The organism is Actinomyces howellii (assembly GCF_900637165.1).
GTDB lineage: Bacteria > Actinomycetota > Actinomycetes > Actinomycetales > Actinomycetaceae > Actinomyces > Actinomyces howellii.
On sequence record NZ_LR134350.1, the window covers coordinates 1,006,247 to 1,022,248 of the forward strand.

Here is a 16,002-nt window from a genome sequence, read left to right on the forward strand (position 1 = left end):
CGACGACGGCCGCCTCCGGTTCTCCGGGGCGGCCGCGTCGTCACCGAGCGGGTGACGGGAATCGAACCCGCGCAATCTGCTTGGAAGGCAGAGGCTCTACCATTGAGCTACACCCGCGATGACGAGCCCTCACGGACCCGCGTGACAGGACTCAGTACTCGATGAGTCCGGTCTTGTAGGCCTTCGTCAGACGACGAGGCACGGTGATCTCGCGGCCGGCGACGCGGATGGTGACGAGCTCGGTGAGCTCGGCCTTCCACTGCGAACGACGGTGACGCGTGTTGCTGCGGGACATCCTCCGCTTCGGCACTGCCATGAGCCCGCTCCTCTCACAAAGTCCTAGGGATCAGCGGTAGAGCCGATCGGTCGAAAACTGGGCCAGGGGACACCCTAACCTCTTGGGTCGCAGGCGTTCCAGCCGAGGCGTGCGCTCACCCATGTGAGATGAGTCCCGTCAGGCCATCGACGACGACTAGCCTACCCCAGGTGCGGCCCGAGCACCTGCGCCGCCCGTCCCAAGCCGACCCCTGCCTGCCTTCCTCCCGGCGGCGCACGCCGACCTCGAGCACGTGCCACCATGAGGCCGTGCCCTCTCACGCGTCCTCCAGGCCCGGCCCCACCACGGGTCATGAGCCGGTCACGGCTCCGTCCGAGGGTTGGCCGGCCGCCCCGGCGGCCGCCGAGATGCTCACCGTCGCGCGCGGTGAGCAGCCCGAGATCGACCTGGAGGTCAAGCGCTCCCACTTCCTGGGGCGGGCCTGCCGCGCTGACAGCGAGGAGGAGGCGCGCGCCTTCATCGCCTCGGTCCGTGCCCGCTACCCCGACGCCCGGCACCACTGCCATGCCTTCATCGTCGGCCGGCCCGGTGCCCAGGCAGCCGCGACCGTCGAGCGCTCGAGCGACGACGGCGAGCCCCCCGGCACCGCGGGACAGCCCATGCTCGAGGTGCTGCGCGGCTCGGGGCTGGGCTGCACGGTCGTCGTCGTCACCCGCTACTTCGGCGGGACGCTCCTGGGTGCAGGCGGCCTCGTGCGCGCTTACTCCGAGGCCACGGCCCGTGCCCTGGAGGCCTGTTCCCGTGTGCGGATGACCACCCGGCACCTGTGGGAGGTGCGGGTCCCTGTCGCTGAGGCGGGCAGGCTCGAGGCCGGCCTCCGCGCCCGCGGCGAGCAGCGGCCCGGCGAGTCGGCCGCCCCGGCGGGCATCGGGGTGGAGGGGACCACGTGGGGCGCCTCGGAGGCGGTCCTGCTCGTGTCGAGCGACGATGCCGACGCCGCCGCCCTGGCCGCTCTCGTCTCCTCCCTGACCCGGGGACGGGCGTGTCCTGCGCCGGCCGGGACCCGGGTCCTCGAGCTGCCTGCCGACTGAGCCGCCTGTCGGTCGCACCGCCCGCCTGAGCGGGGCCGCCCCGCGCGCCGCGGACCTGTCGGGGCCGCCGGCCGCCGGCCCCAGCCACCGGCCCCGACAGGTCCGTTCCTCTTGTAGCGATGACTTGACACATCGGCGTGCGAGGGCGTTATGTTCCTGCCACAACGACGCCCCTGCCGCTGCGGCAGGACCGAGCAGGACGGGAGGACCCCATGATGGCCCACGGCATCATGCGCACGATGTCCCCCTCCTGCTGTCTGTGTCGATAGGGCGCCTGGCCTTGACACAGTGCGCGCGTCGCTGCGCGCATGCCCGGCGCTCGGGGCACCCCCGTCACCACTCCTCGCCAGCCCCCGCACCTTCCTGCACACGGTCGCGCACGACCGCATGACGACGGCGCGCACCCCGACCGACGGCCGCGGCCGGTGAGTAGACAACGGTCGAGCGCGCCCAGCGGGAGCCGGAACGCCTGCCCCACCTCGATCACGACGGCCGCGACCCGTCCGCGCCGAGCACGGCGCCCGCACGACTCTCGGGCACCTGCGCCCGAGCCCCAACCACCCGCACACCACGGGACCACCCAGCGAAGGAAGTACACCCATGGCTTACGCCCCCAGCATCGTCGACCTCGTCGGCGGCACCCCGCTCGTCAAGATCAACCGGGTCATCTCCGGCCCCGCCACCGTCCTGGCCAAGGTCGAGGCCTTCGAGCCGGCAGGCAGCGTCAAGGACCGGATCGCCCTGTCGATCGTCCGCGCGGCCGAGGAGGCCGGCGAGCTCAAGCCCGGCGGCACGATCGTCGAGGCCACCTCCGGCAACACCGGCGTCGGCCTGGCGATGGTCGGCGCCGCCCTGGGCTACAAGGTCGTCATCACCATGCCCGAGACGATGTCCAAGGAGCGTCGCGCCATCATGCGCGCCTTCGGCGCCGAGCTCGTCCTGACCACCGAGGGGGGCGTGGCCGGCGCGGTCAAGCGCGCTGAGGAGATCCAGGCGGCCACCCCGAACTCGATCCTGGCCTCCCAGTTCTCCAACCCGGCCAACCCGAAGGTCCACCGTGAGACCACCGCCCGCGAGATCCTCAGCGCCACCGAGGGCCGCCTCGACGTCTTCGTGGCGGGTATCGGCACCGGTGGCACGCTCACCGGCGTGGGCACCGTCCTGCGCCAGGAGGTGCCCGAGGCCAAGATCTTCGGCGTCGAGCCCACCGAGTCCCCGCTCCTGGCCGAGGGCACCGCGGCGCCGCACAAGATCCAGGGCATCGGCCCCAACGTCGTCCCCGAGGTCCTGGACCAGGGGATCTGGGACGAGCTGCTTCACGTCTCCTCCGAGGAGGCCCTCACCTACGCCCGTCGCGCCGCCGCCGAGGAGGGCCTGCTCGTGGGCGTGTCCTCCGGCGCCGCCCTGGCCGCCGCGGACGCGCTGTCCCAGCGTCCCGAGTTCGAGGGCGCGACGATCGTGACCGTCCTGCCCGACACCGGTGAGCGCTACCTGAGCACCCCGCTGTACGCCGAGTACCTCAACTGAGACCGTCGGCGGCGGCGCACCGGGAACAGGGGCGCCGCCGCCGTGGTTCACTGTGCGGCACGGCCCCGTCGGCACGGCCGCCCCGTCCGCCCGCCCTGCGGCCACGCCGATGACGCTGAGGAGACCCATGTCCGCCCCCGACCGCTCCCTGCTCAAGCTCGCTCGCGAGGACCTGGAGACGGCGCGCCGCCGTGACCCCGCGGCCCGCTCGAACATCGAGGTCGCGCTGCTCTACCCGGGGGTCCACGCCTTGTGGGCCTACCGCGCCGCCAACCGCCTGTGGAAGTCGGGCCACACCTTCGCCGCACGCGCCCTGGCCCAGGCCGCCCGCGGGCTGACCGGCATCGAGATCCACCCTGCCGCCACGATCGGCTCACGCTTCTTCATCGACCACGGCATGGGGGTGGTCATCGGCGAGACCGCGGAGGTGGGCGACGACGTCCTCATGTTCCACGGGGTCACGCTGGGCGGGGTGTCGATGAGCCCCGGCAAGCGTCACCCGACCATCGGCAACAACGTCCAGATCGGGGCGGGCGCCAAGGTCCTGGGGCCGGTCACGGTCGAGGACAACGCGAAGATCGGCGCGAACGCGGTGCTCGTCAAGAACCTGCCCGCCGACCACGTCGGGGTCGGCGTCCCGGCTCGCGTGCGCGACCCCCGGACCGACCCCGAGCTCATGCTCGACCCGACCATCTACATCTGAGGCCCCGCGGCCCTGGCCGCGCCGCCGGGCGCGGCCGGCCGCCCCTCAGCGCGGGAGCACCCCGGTGGCCAGGCCGCGCAGCCGGCGGAAGACGGCTCCGGCGGAGGCGCGCGCGCCGTCGTGCTCGTACTCGCTGGTCACCCAGGTGCGCAGCGTCGGCATGAGGGCGGCGGTGGCCAGGGAGGTCTCCACGGGCACGTAGACGTCGCGGGCGTAGACGGCCGCGGCACCGGGCACCCGCGCGGCACGCAGCGCCTCGGGGTCGTACAGCCCGCCCCACTCGTGGGCGGCGAGCTCCTCGGCGACATCCCGCCAGGGAGCCAGGACCGGGTCCTCCTCAAGGGCCTGGCGGCTCATGTGCTCGGCGGTCAGGAGGGTCGGGTCGTCCTTAAAGGCCGCGGGCAGCACGCGCTGGGCGGCCCACCCCGTCACCCCTCCGTCGGCCCAGCAGGACTCGTGGACGACGGCGTACAGGGGGTTGCGCCCCGAGAAGGGCAGGGCGGCAGCCAGGTCGGCGCGGAAGGCCGCCGAGCGCGGGTCGAGCTCGAGGAGGTAGTGGAGCCGGTCGGCGCCTCCTGCGCCACCCAGGAGCGTCCCGAGGCCGCGCAGCCGGGTCGGGCCGACACGGTCACCGGCGAGCGTACGCACCTGGCCGCGCGCGGCAGCCTCCATGAGGCCGGCCACGCGGTCGCGGTCGGCGGGGTAGCGGGCGTAGTAGTCCTCGGACTTCAGGCGCATCGCCTCGTAGGTCAGGGCGTAGACCTCGTCGATGGGACGCCCGACCGCGGGCAGTCCCCCGGTGAGGTAGCAGTGCTCGAGGGACTCGGGGTGGGCCGACACGTAGCGGGTCACGCAGAAGCCGCCGAAGGACTGGCCCAGGACGCTCCACCTCTCCAGGCCCAGGGCCCGGCGCAGGTCCTCGCAGTCCTCGACGATCTCGTCGCAGCGCAGGTGGGTGAGCAGGCGCGCCGTCGCGCGGGCGCTGCCGCCGGCGTCGGGACGGTCGAGCGGGGTCGAGCGGCCGGTGCCCCGCTGGTCGAGCAGGATGAGGCGGTGGTGCTCCAGGGCGGCCCCCATCCAGGACAGCCCGGCGTCCGGGCTCGGACGCGGCGCCTCGAATCCTGGTCCTCCCTGGAGGAAGACCAGCGGCGGCTTGGACAGCGGGTCGGCGCCCGCCAGGGCGACCTCGCGGGCGAAGACGGTCAGGGTGGTCGACCCGTCCGCCAGGCGGTCGCCCGCCCCCGAGCGGTCGACCGGGACCTTGAGCAGGTGGGTGCGGGTGAGCAGGCCTGCGGTGGCGGCCGACCACGCCGAGGAGGTCAGAGCGCTGGGCCCGGGGCCGAGCGGGGTGGTCGGGGGCGTCGTGGGGAGGTTCGCGGTGCTCACGGCGACACTGTACGACCGCGCCTCAGCGCTCCTGACAGCTCGGGCACCAGAAGAGCCTCCGACCGGCGGCCTCGGCCTGCCCCACCTCCCCGCCGCAGCGCAGGCAGTGCCGCCCGGCCCGGTGGTAGACGTACCAGCGTCCGGCCTCGGAGTCGTCCTCGGGCAGCGGGTCAGGGACGTCGGCCTCCTCGACGGTGACGATCCGCCCGGTCTCCAGCCCGCGCCCCATGAGCACGACCAGGTCCTCCCACAGGAGGCGGAGCCTGTCCTCGGGTACCTGCCTGCCCGGGGTAAAGGGGCTGAGGGCCGCGCGGAAGAGGACCTCGGCGCGGTAGATGTTGCCCGCCCCCGCGATGAGCGACTGGTCCATGACGAGCTCGCCGACCGGGGTGCGGCGCCGACGCGCACCGTCGAGGAAGTGCTGCGGGTCGGCCGCCGGGTCGAGGGGGTCGGGACCGAGTCGGCGCCGCACGGCGGCTACCGCCTCGGCGTCGAGCAGCTCGCAGGCCGCGGGGCCGGTCAGGTCGGCCACCCCGTGCTCCCCCTCCAGCCGCAGGCGCACCGCCCCACGCGGCTCGGGGGGACGCCACCGCCCCACCGGCTCGAGGGCCTGCGGGCCTGTGCCCGCCCGCCGGTCCTGCGGATCCAGGGCCTGCTCGCCCCGCTCGCCCACGCGCCGCCGCGGCGCCCCGATGGCGTGGGGCGCGGTGAAGGTCTCGTCGCCGTCGAAGGTCCACGAGCCGTACAGGCCCAGGTGGACCCGCAGCCAGGTGACCGCGCCGTCCTCGATCGACATGTCGGCCTGCGGCCCGAAGGCGGCGAACAGGTGCTTGCCGTGGGCCGTCGCCGAGAGGAGCACCTGACCGTCGATGCGCTCGGCTCCCGCGCTGAATCGGCCCTGGGGCGAGGAGGCGGCCAGGCGTCGTCCGCCGTAGAGCTCGGCCAGGGCACGGGCGAGGCGGTGAACGGTGTGACCCTCGGGCATGCCGGCACGCTACCCCACCGCGGGGCGGGGCCGAGGACGCGACCAGGCGGTGGGTCAGGCTCCCTGGTGGACCCGGCGCTCGTAGTCGGCCAGCTGCCCGATGCGCCGCGCGTGGCGCTCGTCCCCGCTGAAGGGCTCGGCCAGGAAGGCGTCGACGATCGCGAGGTTGTCCTCGAGGCTGAGCATCCGCCCGCCCAGCGACACGACGTTGGCGTCGTTGTGCTGGCGCGCCAGGACCGCGGTCTCCACCGACCAGGCCAGCGCCGCGCGCACCCCGTCGACCTTGTTGGCGGCGATCTGCTCGCCGTTGCCCGAGCCTCCGAGCACGATGCCCAGGCTGCCGGGGTCGGCCACGACCGCCTCGGCGGCCTCGATGCACATGGCCGGGTAGTCGTCAGCCGGGTCGTACACGAAGGCGCCGTGGTCGACGACGTCGTGCCCCTGGGCGCTCAGGTGCTCGGTGAGGGCCGACTTGAGGTCGAATCCGGCGTGGTCGGCGGCAATGTGAACGCGCATGGTCGGATTGTGCCTCACGCGAACACCTGCGTGCGCGATGAGTCCGGCACGGTGGGTCGGGCAGGAGGGCCGCTAGGTTGACACCATGGCTCACATCCCAGGCACCACCGGCACCCCAGGCAGCACCGGCACCACCAGCACCGTCGGAGCCGCCACGGAGCCCGGCGCCCCGACCGTGCTGGCAGGCGTCCTCGAGACCGAGGCCGCCGACCCGCGCGTGCGGCCGCAGGACGACCTGTTCCGCCACGTCAACGGCTCCTGGCTCGACACCGCCGAGATCCCGGCCGACCGCCCCTCGACCGGCTCCTTCCACGTGCTGCGGGACCAGGCCGAAGAGGCCTGCAGGGACCTGCTCGAGGAGCTGGCCTCCCACGGGGCCGGCCCGGAGGAGGAGCCGGTCGGGAGCGCCTCCAAGATCGCCGCGCTGTACTCCTCCTTCCTCGACGAGGACCGCGTCGAGGCCCTGGGGGTCCGGCCTCTTGAGGTCGAGCTCGACCCGGTCCTGCGGGCCCCGGACAAGGAAAGCCTGGCCAGGGTGCTGGGAGCACGGCTGGCCATCGGCTTCACCGGTCCGCTCGACGCCGACGTCGAGGTCGACCTCAACGACCCTCAGGCCTACACCTCCTACCTCGGGCAGGCCGGGCTCGGCCTGCCCGACGAGTCCTACTACCGGGAGGAGACGCACGCCGCCCTGCGTGAGGCCTACACGGCGCACGTGGCCCGGATGCTCGACCTGGCGGGCGTGCCTGAGCGTCTGGGCGGGCCCGGGGCCCTCGCGACGGACGCGCCGGGTGCCGGCGCCACGGCCCGTGCCGAGGCGGTCACCGAGGCCGGCACGGACGGCTCCGTCGAGCCCGCCGCCCGCGTCATGGCCGTGGAGACCGCCCTGGCGCAGGGCCACTGGGACCGGGTCGCCTGCCGTGACATCGAGAAGATCAACAACCCGCGCACCTGGGAGGCCCTGACAGCCTCCGCCCCCGGCTTCCCGTGGGAGGAGTGGCGGGCGGGCATGGCCGAGGCCGCCGAGCAGGCCGGGACCGGGCTGCGCGGCCTGCTGGCCACCGCGATCGTCGAGCAGCCCGACTACCTGCCCCACATGGCCCGGGTGTGGCAGGACAGCGGTCTTGAGGACCTCAGGGCCTGGGCTGCGTGGCACGTCGTCCACGACCGCGCCGCGCTGCTGTCACGGGCCCTGGTCGAGGAGAACTTCGACTTCTACTCCCGCACGCTCCAGGGCGTCGAGGAGCTGCGCCCGCGGTGGAAGCGTGCGGTGGGCCTGGTCCAGGCCACGATGGGCCACGCCCTGGGCGAGGTCTACGTCGAGCGCCACTTCCCCCCGGAGCACAAGGCGCGCATGGAGACGCTCGTGTCCGACCTCCTCGAGGCCTACCGCCAGTCCATCGCCTCCCTGGAGTGGATGAGCCCCGGGACCCGCCGCCGCGCCCTGGACAAGCTCGAGCTGTTCACGCCCAAGATCGGCTACCCCGAGCGCTGGCGGGACTACTCGGCGGTGCGGGTCACCCCCGGCGACGTCCTGGCCTCCGTGCGCAGCGCCGAGGCCTGCGAGCTGGCCCGGACGCTGGGCAAGCTCGGCAGCCCGGTGGACCGGCTCGAGTGGCACATGACCCCCCAGACGGTCAACGCCTACTACAACCCGACGATGAACGAGATCGTCTTCCCGGCGGCGATCCTCCAGCCGCCCTTCTTCGACCCCGATGCCGACGACGCGGTCAACTACGCTGGCATCGGCGCGGTCATCGGTCACGAGATCGGCCACGGCTTCGACGACCAGGGCTCGACCTTCGACGGCACGGGCAAGGTCGCCGACTGGTGGACCGCCGAGGACCGGGAGGCGTTCTCGGCGCGGACCCGCGCGCTCATCGCCCAGTACGACCTCTACCGGCCCGCCTCCCTCGTGCGCAGGGCCGAGGCCTCCGGCACGCCCGTCGAGGAGGTCCCCCACGTCAACGGCGCCCTGACGATCGGGGAGAACATCGGTGACCTGGGTGGACTGGGCATCGCCCTCAAGGCCTACCGCATGGCCCTGGCCCGCCAGGGCGTCGAGTCCTTCGCCCAGGCCCCGGTCATCGACGGCCTGAGCGCCCTCGAGCGGTTCTTCTACTCCTGGGCCAGGATCTGGAGGGGGAAGAACCGCGACGACTACGCCGAGCTGCTGCTCACCATCGACCCCCACTCCCCCGGGGAGTTCCGCTGCAACGGGATCGTGCGCAACGTCGACGCCTTCTACGAGGCCTTCGACGTCGACCGCGGAGACGCCTTGTGGCTCGACCCCGAGGAGCGGGTCAGCATCTGGTGACCGGGCTCGAGCCCGCCGGGACGGACGGGCAGCGGCGGGCCCTGCGCGGCTCGACCACCCCCTCGGGCCCCGTCCCGTCGGTCCGAGGCTGGGCCCTCCGTCCCAGTCCGGGGGCGGCGGGCACGCGGAGCGTGTCCGATGAGACTGGTGTGACTCCTGAGACCATCGACTCAGTTCGTGTTCTCTAGGTCACATTCAGTCGACTTGTGATCTTTCTGTGATCGGAGCAAGACTTGCCGGTGTCCGGCGCCTCCCAGCGCCACGTGCTCGACTCCCGATCATCCCTCTTGGAGGACCACATGCGTCTCGGACGCTCCATCGCCGCCGCGGGCGCCGCCGCGCTCGTCGCCTCGGGCCTCGCCCTGGCGGCCCCTGCCGCTGCCGACTCCACCGGCGCTGAGGCGACGGCCTCCGCCACGCCCACCGCCACCGCCACTCCCACTGCCACCGCCACGGCGACTGACGCCGCCGCCGATGCCGCGGCGCAGGCCACCGCGACGGCTCAGGCATCCGAGACCGCCTCCCCCACCGCGGAGGCGACCTCCGCCGATGACGCCACGCAGGCCGCGACCGACGCCGCCGGCGACGACGCCACCGAGGAGGCCGCCACCCCGAGCCCTGAGGCCACCGCGACGACGACCACCGGACCCTCCTCGGGGGCCTTCGCCGTCAACGACCTGGACTCGGCCGTCATCGACCCGGCGACCACCTCCCTGACCCTGTCGGGCACCGGCTGCCAGGTCACGGACGGGGCCGCGGGCCAGGTCGCCGTCGCCCTGGTCCACGAGCCGACCGGCACCAGGAGCACGGCGGTCCTCGTCGAGGCCGCAGCCGACGGCACGTGGAGCGCGACGATCGACATCGCTGCCGCGGTGGCCGAGATCGGGGCGGACACCAACACCGACCCGTGGCACCTCGTGGCCCAGTGCGCCGAGACCAACGCGCAGACCCAGACGCAGAGCCACCAGGTCTACCTCGACGGGACGACGGTCGACGGTGACGCGAGCATCATCTCCTCGGACACCAACGGCGACGGCGTCCACGACACCCAGACCTACGACATCAACATGACCGGCTTCACCCCCGGCGAGACCGTCACCTTCACGATCGTCAGCCAGGACGGCGCCGGTCGGTACGACATGGTCGCGCTCACGGCCGACGCCGACGGCCGCATCACGGGCAGCGGCCCGATGCCCGCCGTCCCCGACGGCCGCTACGTCATCGAGGCCGCCGGCTCGCGCTACGGCGAGGGCTTCACGAGCAAGCCCATCACGGTGACCAACGGCTGGTACCAGGTCGGCGAGGGCGCCAACCTCGGCGACACCGCCACGACGACGACCACGACGACGACGGTGACCGCCGCGGCCAGGCCCGCCTCGCGGACGACGACCCGCACGACCACCGAGCTGGCCAACACCGGCGCGGGCCTCGGCCTGGTCGTCGTGGCCGCCGGCCTCGTGGCCTCCGGCGCGGTCCTGTCGACGCGGCGCAGGTCCTGACCGGACCTAGCACCCCGTACCCGCGGCCCGGGTGCGCAGCCGACGCTGCGCACCCGGGCCGCGGCGCTGTCTCCACCTGCCTCCTGGCGCTCCCGGCCGGGCTCGTTTTCGTGCGACGACCGCTCAGTGAGAGGATGTGCGCGGCCTCGGCCGCTCCTGCGCACGACGACGTGCCGCCACAGGGAGCGCGCCGATCCCGTCGTCATCCCCCGTCAACCCGGAGACCAGAGCTAAGGAGCTTGCATGCCCGGTCAGAACCTGACCCGCGAGGAGGCGGCCACCCGCGCCGGCCTCCTGACCACGACGAGCTACGACGTCGTCCTCGACCTGAGCGGGGCCACCGACCCCGAGCGCGCGACCTTCAGGTCGACGACGACCGCCCGCTTCACCGCGGCACCCGGCGCCTCGACCTTCATCGACCTCGTGGCCCCCACGGTCCACTCGGTGGTCCTCAACGGTCGGCCCCTCGACCCTGCCGAGGTCTACGAGGACTCGCGTATCGCACTGGACGCCCTCGAGGCCGACAACGAGCTCGTCGTCGTCGCCGACTGCGCCTACATGCACACCGGCGAGGGCCTCCACCGCTTCACCGACCCGGCCGACGGCCTGACCTACCTGTACTCCCAGTTCGAGGTCCCCGACTCCCGCCGCGTCTACGCGGTCTTCGAGCAGCCCGACCTCAAGGCCTCCTTCACCTTCACGGTCACCGTCCCGCAGGGCTGGACGGTCTTCTCCAACTCCGCCACCCCCGAGCCGACCGCCGTCACCGACCAGGACGGTCAGCCGGCCTCGCTGTTCGCCTTCGCCCCCACCGAGCCGATGAGCTCCTACGTCACGGCCGTCGTGGCCGGCCCCTACGAGGGGGTCACCGACGAGTACGTCGCCCCTGACGGCCGGGTCGTGCCGCTGGGCGTGTACTGCCGGGCCTCGCTGCGCGAGCACCTGGACGCCGAGGAGATCCTGTCGATGACGAGGAAGGGCTTCGCCTACTACGAGGAGCTCTTCGGCACCCCCTACGCCTTCACCACCTACGACCAGGTCTTCGTGCCCGAGTTCAACGCGGGGGCGATGGAGAACGCAGGCTGCGTGACCCACCGCGACGACTACGTCTTCCGCTCGCGCCCCGTCGAGGCCCGCGTCGAGCGTCGTGCCGTGACGATCCTCCACGAGCTGGCCCACATGTGGTTCGGCGACCTCGTCACGATGCGGTGGTGGAACGACCTGTGGCTCAACGAGTCCTTCGCCGAGTACACCTCGACCCTCGCCACGGCCGAGACGACCCGGTTCACCGAGGTCTGGACCACCTTCCAGGCACTGGAGAAGGGCTGGGCATACAACCAGGACCAGCTGTCCTCGACCCACCCGGTGGCCGCGGAGATCAACGACCTGCACGACGTCGAGGTCAACTTCGACGGGATCACCTACGCCAAGGGCGCCTCGGTGCTCGCCGCGCTCGTGGGGTACGTCGGCCGGGACAACTTCTTCGCTGGGATCGCCCGCTACCTGGCCGCCCACGCCTACGGCAACGCCGAGCTGTCCGACCTGCTCACCGAGCTCGAGGCCACGAGCGGCCGCGACCTGTCGACCTGGACGAGGCTGTGGCTCCAGGAGGCTGGGGTGACCACGCTGCGCACCGAGCTGAGCACCGACGGCGACGGCGTCATCACCTCCGCGGCGATCCTCCAGGAGGTGCCCGAGGCCTCACCTGCCTCCCTGCGCCCGCACCGGGTGGTCATCGGCTCCTACAGCCTGGCCGACGGGGTGCTCGTGCGGACCGGCAGGGTCGAGCTCGACGTCGACGGCCCACGCACCGAGGTGCCCGAGCTTGTCGGGACCCGGCGCGGTGACGTCCTCGTGCTCAACGACGAGGACCTCACCTACGCCAAGGTTCGTCTCGACCCGCGGTCCCTTGACGCCGGCCTCACCCACGTGGCGGACTTCACCGACTCGCTGGCCCGCTCGGTCGTCATGTCCGCCGCCTGGGACATGGTGCGCGACGGCGAGCTCGCCGCCTCCCGCTACCTCGAGGCGGCCCTGGCGGCCCTCAGGGTCGAGACCCACTCCTCGGTGGTCATGGGCCTGCTGGGACGCGTGAGGACCTGCCTGAGCCTCTACCTGCCTCCCGCTGACCGTGCCGCGGCCGCCCCCGGCGCCGCGCAGGCGCTGCTCGAGCTGGCCCGGCAGGCCGACCCCGGCTCGGACGCCCAGCTCCAGCTCGCCCGGGCGGTGGCCGCTCACGCGGTCACCGACGACCAGCTCGACGCCGTGGCCGCCTGGCTCGAGGGCAGCGACGTCCTTGAGGGCCTCGAGGTCGACCAGGACCTGCGCTGGGAGCTGCTCACCGGGCTCGTCGCCGCGGGGCGGGCCGGTGAGGAGCAGATCGCTGCCGAGGAGGAGGCGGACCGCACGACCACCGGCCGCGAGCGCGCCGCCCAGGCCCGGGCCGCGGTGCCCACGCCCGAGGCCAAGGCCCGCGCCTGGCGCGCCCTGGTCGAGGACGAGTCGATGCCCAACGAGACCCAGGTCCGTGTCCTGGCCGGTTTCGGCTCGGTCGAGCGCTCCCCCGAGCTGCTCGTGCCCTACGTCGAGGCCTACGTCGAGGCCGCTGAGGGCATCTGGGCCTCGCGCACCTTCCACATGGCGGAGAACCTCCTGTCCGGCCTGTGGTCCTGCGCCACCGTCGGCCTGCCGGGTTCCGCACCCGCCGCCGCCCTCGAGGCGTGGCTGGCCGCGCACCCCGAGGCGCCGGCCGCCTTCCGCAGGATCGTCAGGGAGAACCTCGACGACACCCTGCGTGTCGCCGGTGCCCAGGCCTGCGAGGCCGCGCAGCGCGACCGGGTCTCGGACAAGACGGACGGGTTCGGTCTCCGGCAGTAGGATCGTGTCATGTTCAAACGTAAGAACAAGACCGCCACCAACGACCGCTTTGAGACCGTCTCCCGGGGCCGCGTGCCCGGCACGACGATCCAGGACGTCGTCCTCAGGGACCGCCAGACCGGGGTGTGCTACCTCCTGACCTCGTGGGGTTACGGCACCGGGCTCAGCCCGCTGCTCGACGCCGAGGGCAAGCCGGTCGTCCTTGACGACAAGCCGGCCACCACGCGGTAGGAACCGGTGCGGCACCGGTGAGACGAGGCCGCGGCACCCAGCACCCAGGCCCCGCAGGAGTACCCTCCTGCGGGGCCTGGGGCCGTCCTGGCCGGCGAGGACCGGGACGGACGGGAGCCGGAGGGCTGAGGCTCAGCCGGCACGGTCCTCCTGGTCCTTCTTGCCGGTCGACTCCGCCGCCGCGGACTGGGCGGCCGAGAAGGAGTCGGTCTCGTCGTCCTCACGGCCCGGGGTCTTGAAGTCGAAGGTGAGGATGAGGAAGCGGAAGAGGACGTAGTAGACGACGCCGTAGGCCAGGCCGATGACCACGAGCAGGATCGGGCCGGCCAGCGCGCCTCCGGACAGCTCGGCGGACTTGCCGAAGTTGAGCACGTAGTCGAAGGCCCCCGCCGAGAAGGTGAACCCGTCCTTGATGCCCAGCAGGTTGACCAGGGCCAGCGACAGGCCGGTCAGGACGGCGTGGATCACGTACAGGGGGAAGGCGATGTAGGCGAAGGCGTACTCGAGGGGCTCGGTGATGCCGGTGAGGAAGGCGGTCAGCGCCACGGAGACCATGAGGGCTCCGGTGGCCTTGCGCCGCTCGGGCCGGGCGGTGCGCCAGATGGCGAGGGCGGCACCCGGCAGGGCGAACATCATGATCGGGAAGAAGCCGGTCATGAAGGAGCCGGTCCAGGCGTTCGTGCCCTCGACACCGGAGAAGAAGCACGTGAGGTCCCCGTGGAGGGTCTGTCCCTCGGCGTCGGTGCACGATCCGAGCTGGAACCACGGGATCGAGTTGAGCAGGTGGTGGAGCCCCAGGGGCAGGAGCAGGCGGTTGGCGGTACCGAAGACGAAGGCGGCCACGGCGGCGCCCGCGCCCCCCTCGGTGCCTGCCTCCATGAGCCAGCCACCGAGGCGGTCGTTGATGAGCCAGTTGAAGGCCGGGTAGATCGCCGCCATGGCCACGGCGATGAGGACGGCGGCGCCGGAGGTGATGATCGGGACGAAGCGGCGCCCCCCGAAGAAGGCCAGCCAGTCCGGCAGCTTGATGCGGTGGTAGCGCTGCCACAGCGTGGCGGCGGTCAGGCCCATGATGATGCCGCCGAGCACGCCGTAGTTGATCGTGTCGGGGGTGTCCTTGCCGTCGCCCCCGGTGCCCCAGAAGGGGGCCAGGGCGTCGAGGACGGCCTGGAAGACGAGGTAGCCGAACAGCCCCGCGACCCCGGTGGACCCGTCGGACCTGCGGGCGAATCCCACGGCGACGCCGACGGCGAAGATGACCGGAAGGTTGCTGAAGACCGCACCGCCCGCAGCGGCGAAGACGTCGGCCACGGGCTGGACCCAGCCCATGCGTGCGGCTAGCCCGTCGGCACCCAGCATGTCGGCCTGCCCCAGGCGCAGGAGCAGCCCGGCGGCCGGCAGTGTGGCGATCGGCAGCATGAGCGAGCGGCCCAGGCGCTGGACGGAGGCGAAGGCCCCGCCTGTCCTCTGACCGGACCTCTGGTTGTCAGACACGTCGTCCTCCGTTGTCGGGATGGTGCAGCGGTACCGCGGCACCGGGGGTGTGCCGTGGGCCGTCATCGGCGTGAGGCGCGCTCGATGGCGAGCCCGACCCCACCAGTTTCGGTCATGCCCGTCCACGGCGCCACGTCACACGCACCGCGTTGCGGACTCGATGCCTTACGATGGCGGGACTGCGAGCAGTGCTTCGCACCCACCGTCCACACGGGGCGAGGGAGCCCCCGCCCCCTGGACCTGCTCTCACCTGTCTCACCTGCTCTGACCGGCTCTCACCCGCTCTCCCGCCCGTATCCCGGCCCCGGCCGCCCGACACAGAAGGACCCGACCATGTCCCAGGCGCAGAAGATCGTCACCGCCCTCGGCGGCTTCGAGAACATCACCGAGATCGAGCCGTGCATCACGCGGCTGCGCTGCGAGCTGACGGACCCGTCGCTGGTCGACGAGGCGGCGCTCAAGGCCGCCGGAGCCCACGGCGTGGTCACCGTGGGCTCGGTCGTCCAGGTGGTCGTGGGTCCCAACGCCGACACCATCGCGGAGGACATCGAGGACCTGCGATGACCCTGGCCGTCCGGGCGCCCCTGGCCGGGACGGCCGTCGCCCTGGACTCGGTGCCCGACCCCGTCTTCTCCGCCAGGCTCGTCGGCCCGGGCACGGCCCTGGACCCCGAGCGTGGCCCGCAGGCCGACGTGCTCGTCCGCGCCCCGGTGACAGGGACGCTGGCCAAGGCCCTCCCGCACGCCTTCGTCGTCGTCGCCGAGGACGAGCGCACCGTCCTGGTCCACCTCGGCCTGGACACCGTCACCCTGGAGGGCCGGTGCTTCACCACGCACGCCCAGGAGGGCGCCCGGGTGGAGGCGGGCGACCCCGTCGTGTCGTGGAGGCCCGCGGAGGTCGAGGCGGCCGGGCTGAGCCCGGTCGTGGCCGTCATCGCCCTGGACGGGGCGGAGGAGGATCTCACCCTGCCCGCCGAGGGAACCGACCTGCGGGCCGGGCAGACCCTGTTCACCTGGGGCTGAGCGCGCGACCAGGCACCCCGCCGGACCGGGGGCCTCGGCGGGACGCATCGCCCCTGCGCCCCGGGGCGGGTGAGGAC

Annotated in this window: 14 protein-coding genes and 1 tRNA gene; 9 read left to right on the forward strand and 6 right to left on the reverse strand. The window is 72.9% G+C overall.

Annotated elements, in window-relative coordinates; translation table 11 throughout:
- Positions 1-46 precede the first annotated feature (46 nt).
- Together EL245_RS04240 and rpmF are read right to left on the reverse strand one after the other, a co-directional pair.
- Positions 47-117, reverse strand: a tRNA-Gly gene (locus EL245_RS04240).
- Between the two features lie 34 nt (positions 118-151).
- Positions 152-316, reverse strand: a complete 165-nt coding sequence (rpmF, locus tag EL245_RS04245) for a 50S ribosomal protein L32 (protein WP_126382006.1) — start codon at positions 314-316, stop codon at positions 152-154.
- A gap of 269 nt (positions 317-585) precedes the next feature.
- Here rpmF and EL245_RS04250 point away from each other — a divergent pair, with 269 nt between their 5' ends.
- The 3 genes from EL245_RS04250 (at position 586) to epsC (ending at position 3,598) form a co-directional block, all read left to right on the forward strand.
- Positions 586-1,368 (forward strand): IMPACT family protein, encoded by a 783-nt coding sequence (locus EL245_RS04250; RefSeq protein WP_408608390.1) that lies wholly within the window; start codon positions 586-588, stop codon positions 1,366-1,368.
- Between the two features lie 600 nt (positions 1,369-1,968).
- Positions 1,969-2,895, forward strand: a complete 927-nt coding sequence (cysK, locus tag EL245_RS04255) for a cysteine synthase A (RefSeq protein ID WP_126382007.1) — start codon at positions 1,969-1,971, stop codon at positions 2,893-2,895.
- 127 nt (positions 2,896-3,022) lie between these two features.
- Positions 3,023-3,598: a serine O-acetyltransferase EpsC gene (gene epsC, locus EL245_RS04260; RefSeq protein ID WP_126382008.1), complete on the forward strand. Its 576-nt coding sequence runs from the start codon at positions 3,023-3,025 to the stop codon at positions 3,596-3,598.
- Between the two features lie 45 nt (positions 3,599-3,643).
- On the opposite strand, the gene EL245_RS04265 is transcribed toward epsC, so the two are convergent.
- From EL245_RS04265 to EL245_RS04275, 3 genes are read right to left on the reverse strand one after another with little or no spacing between them, the layout of a single operon-like run.
- Positions 3,644-4,984 carry an alpha/beta fold hydrolase gene (locus EL245_RS04265; RefSeq protein WP_126382009.1) on the reverse strand — a complete coding sequence of 447 codons (1,341 nt, stop codon included), beginning with the start codon at positions 4,982-4,984 and terminating at the stop codon, positions 3,644-3,646.
- A 22-nt stretch (positions 4,985-5,006) separates the two neighbouring features.
- Positions 5,007-5,969 carry an Fpg/Nei family DNA glycosylase gene (locus EL245_RS04270; protein WP_126382010.1) on the reverse strand — a complete coding sequence of 321 codons (963 nt, stop codon included), beginning with the start codon at positions 5,967-5,969 and terminating at the stop codon, positions 5,007-5,009.
- Between the two features lie 54 nt (positions 5,970-6,023).
- Complete coding sequence (locus tag EL245_RS04275; RefSeq protein ID WP_126382011.1) at positions 6,024-6,485, reverse strand: ribose-5-phosphate isomerase; 462 nt, start codon at positions 6,483-6,485, stop codon at positions 6,024-6,026.
- 85 nt (positions 6,486-6,570) lie between these two features.
- Here EL245_RS04275 and EL245_RS04280 point away from each other — a divergent pair, with 85 nt between their 5' ends.
- The 4 genes from EL245_RS04280 (at position 6,571) to EL245_RS04295 (ending at position 13,409) form a co-directional block, all read left to right on the forward strand.
- A complete protein-coding gene (locus EL245_RS04280; protein ID WP_126382012.1) occupies positions 6,571-8,802 on the forward strand; it encodes a M13 family metallopeptidase in 2,232 nt (743 codons plus the stop codon).
- A gap of 299 nt (positions 8,803-9,101) precedes the next feature.
- Complete coding sequence (locus tag EL245_RS04285; RefSeq protein WP_126382013.1) at positions 9,102-10,301, forward strand: hypothetical protein; 1,200 nt, start codon at positions 9,102-9,104, stop codon at positions 10,299-10,301.
- A gap of 243 nt (positions 10,302-10,544) precedes the next feature.
- Positions 10,545-13,178 carry an aminopeptidase N gene (gene pepN, locus EL245_RS04290; protein ID WP_126382014.1) on the forward strand — a complete coding sequence of 878 codons (2,634 nt, stop codon included), beginning with the start codon at positions 10,545-10,547 and terminating at the stop codon, positions 13,176-13,178.
- Positions 13,179-13,187: 9 nt separating this feature from the next.
- Positions 13,188-13,409 carry a DUF6440 family protein gene (locus EL245_RS04295; protein ID WP_126382015.1) on the forward strand — a complete coding sequence of 74 codons (222 nt, stop codon included), beginning with the start codon at positions 13,188-13,190 and terminating at the stop codon, positions 13,407-13,409.
- Positions 13,410-13,541: 132 nt separating this feature from the next.
- Here EL245_RS04295 and EL245_RS04300 read toward each other — a convergent pair whose 3' ends face one another.
- Positions 13,542-14,828, reverse strand: coding sequence for a PTS transporter subunit EIIC (locus EL245_RS04300; protein WP_232009922.1), 1,287 nt, complete (start codon positions 14,826-14,828; stop codon positions 13,542-13,544).
- Positions 14,829-15,236: 408 nt separating this feature from the next.
- On the opposite strand from EL245_RS04300, the gene EL245_RS04305 reads away from it, so the two are divergent.
- The gene (locus EL245_RS04305; protein ID WP_126382017.1) at positions 15,237-15,467 is read left to right on the forward strand and encodes a glucose PTS transporter subunit EIIB; all 231 of its coding nucleotides are present in this window, start codon (positions 15,237-15,239) and stop codon (positions 15,465-15,467) included.
- Positions 15,464-15,925 (forward strand): PTS sugar transporter subunit IIA, encoded by a 462-nt coding sequence (locus EL245_RS04310; protein WP_126382018.1) that lies wholly within the window; start codon positions 15,464-15,466, stop codon positions 15,923-15,925. The genes EL245_RS04305 and EL245_RS04310 overlap by 4 nt, the downstream gene beginning before the upstream one ends.
- The last annotated feature ends 77 nt before the right edge of the window (positions 15,926-16,002 follow it).

Bases quoted from the DNA above. Each gene is read 5' to 3' on its own strand.
- rpmF (WP_126382006.1), bottom strand. From the start codon at position 316: ATGGCAGTGCCGAAGCGGAGGATGTCCCGCAGCAACACGCGTCACCGT.
- cysK (WP_126382007.1), top strand. From the start codon at position 1,969: ATGGCTTACGCCCCCAGCATCGTCGACCTCGTCGGCGGCACCCCGCTC.
- epsC (WP_126382008.1), top strand. From the start codon at position 3,023: ATGTCCGCCCCCGACCGCTCCCTGCTCAAGCTCGCTCGCGAGGACCTG.
- EL245_RS04270 (WP_126382010.1), bottom strand. From the start codon at position 5,969: ATGCCCGAGGGTCACACCGTTCACCGCCTCGCCCGTGCCCTGGCCGAG.
- EL245_RS04275 (WP_126382011.1), bottom strand. From the start codon at position 6,485: ATGCGCGTTCACATTGCCGCCGACCACGCCGGATTCGACCTCAAGTCG.
- EL245_RS04280 (WP_126382012.1), top strand. From the start codon at position 6,571: ATGGCTCACATCCCAGGCACCACCGGCACCCCAGGCAGCACCGGCACC.
- EL245_RS04285 (WP_126382013.1), top strand. From the start codon at position 9,102: ATGCGTCTCGGACGCTCCATCGCCGCCGCGGGCGCCGCCGCGCTCGTC.
- pepN (WP_126382014.1), top strand. From the start codon at position 10,545: ATGCCCGGTCAGAACCTGACCCGCGAGGAGGCGGCCACCCGCGCCGGC.
- EL245_RS04295 (WP_126382015.1), top strand. From the start codon at position 13,188: ATGTTCAAACGTAAGAACAAGACCGCCACCAACGACCGCTTTGAGACC.
- EL245_RS04300 (WP_232009922.1), bottom strand. From the start codon at position 14,828: ATGCTGCCGATCGCCACACTGCCGGCCGCCGGGCTGCTCCTGCGCCTG.
- EL245_RS04305 (WP_126382017.1), top strand. From the start codon at position 15,237: ATGTCCCAGGCGCAGAAGATCGTCACCGCCCTCGGCGGCTTCGAGAAC.
- EL245_RS04310 (WP_126382018.1), top strand. From the start codon at position 15,464: ATGACCCTGGCCGTCCGGGCGCCCCTGGCCGGGACGGCCGTCGCCCTG.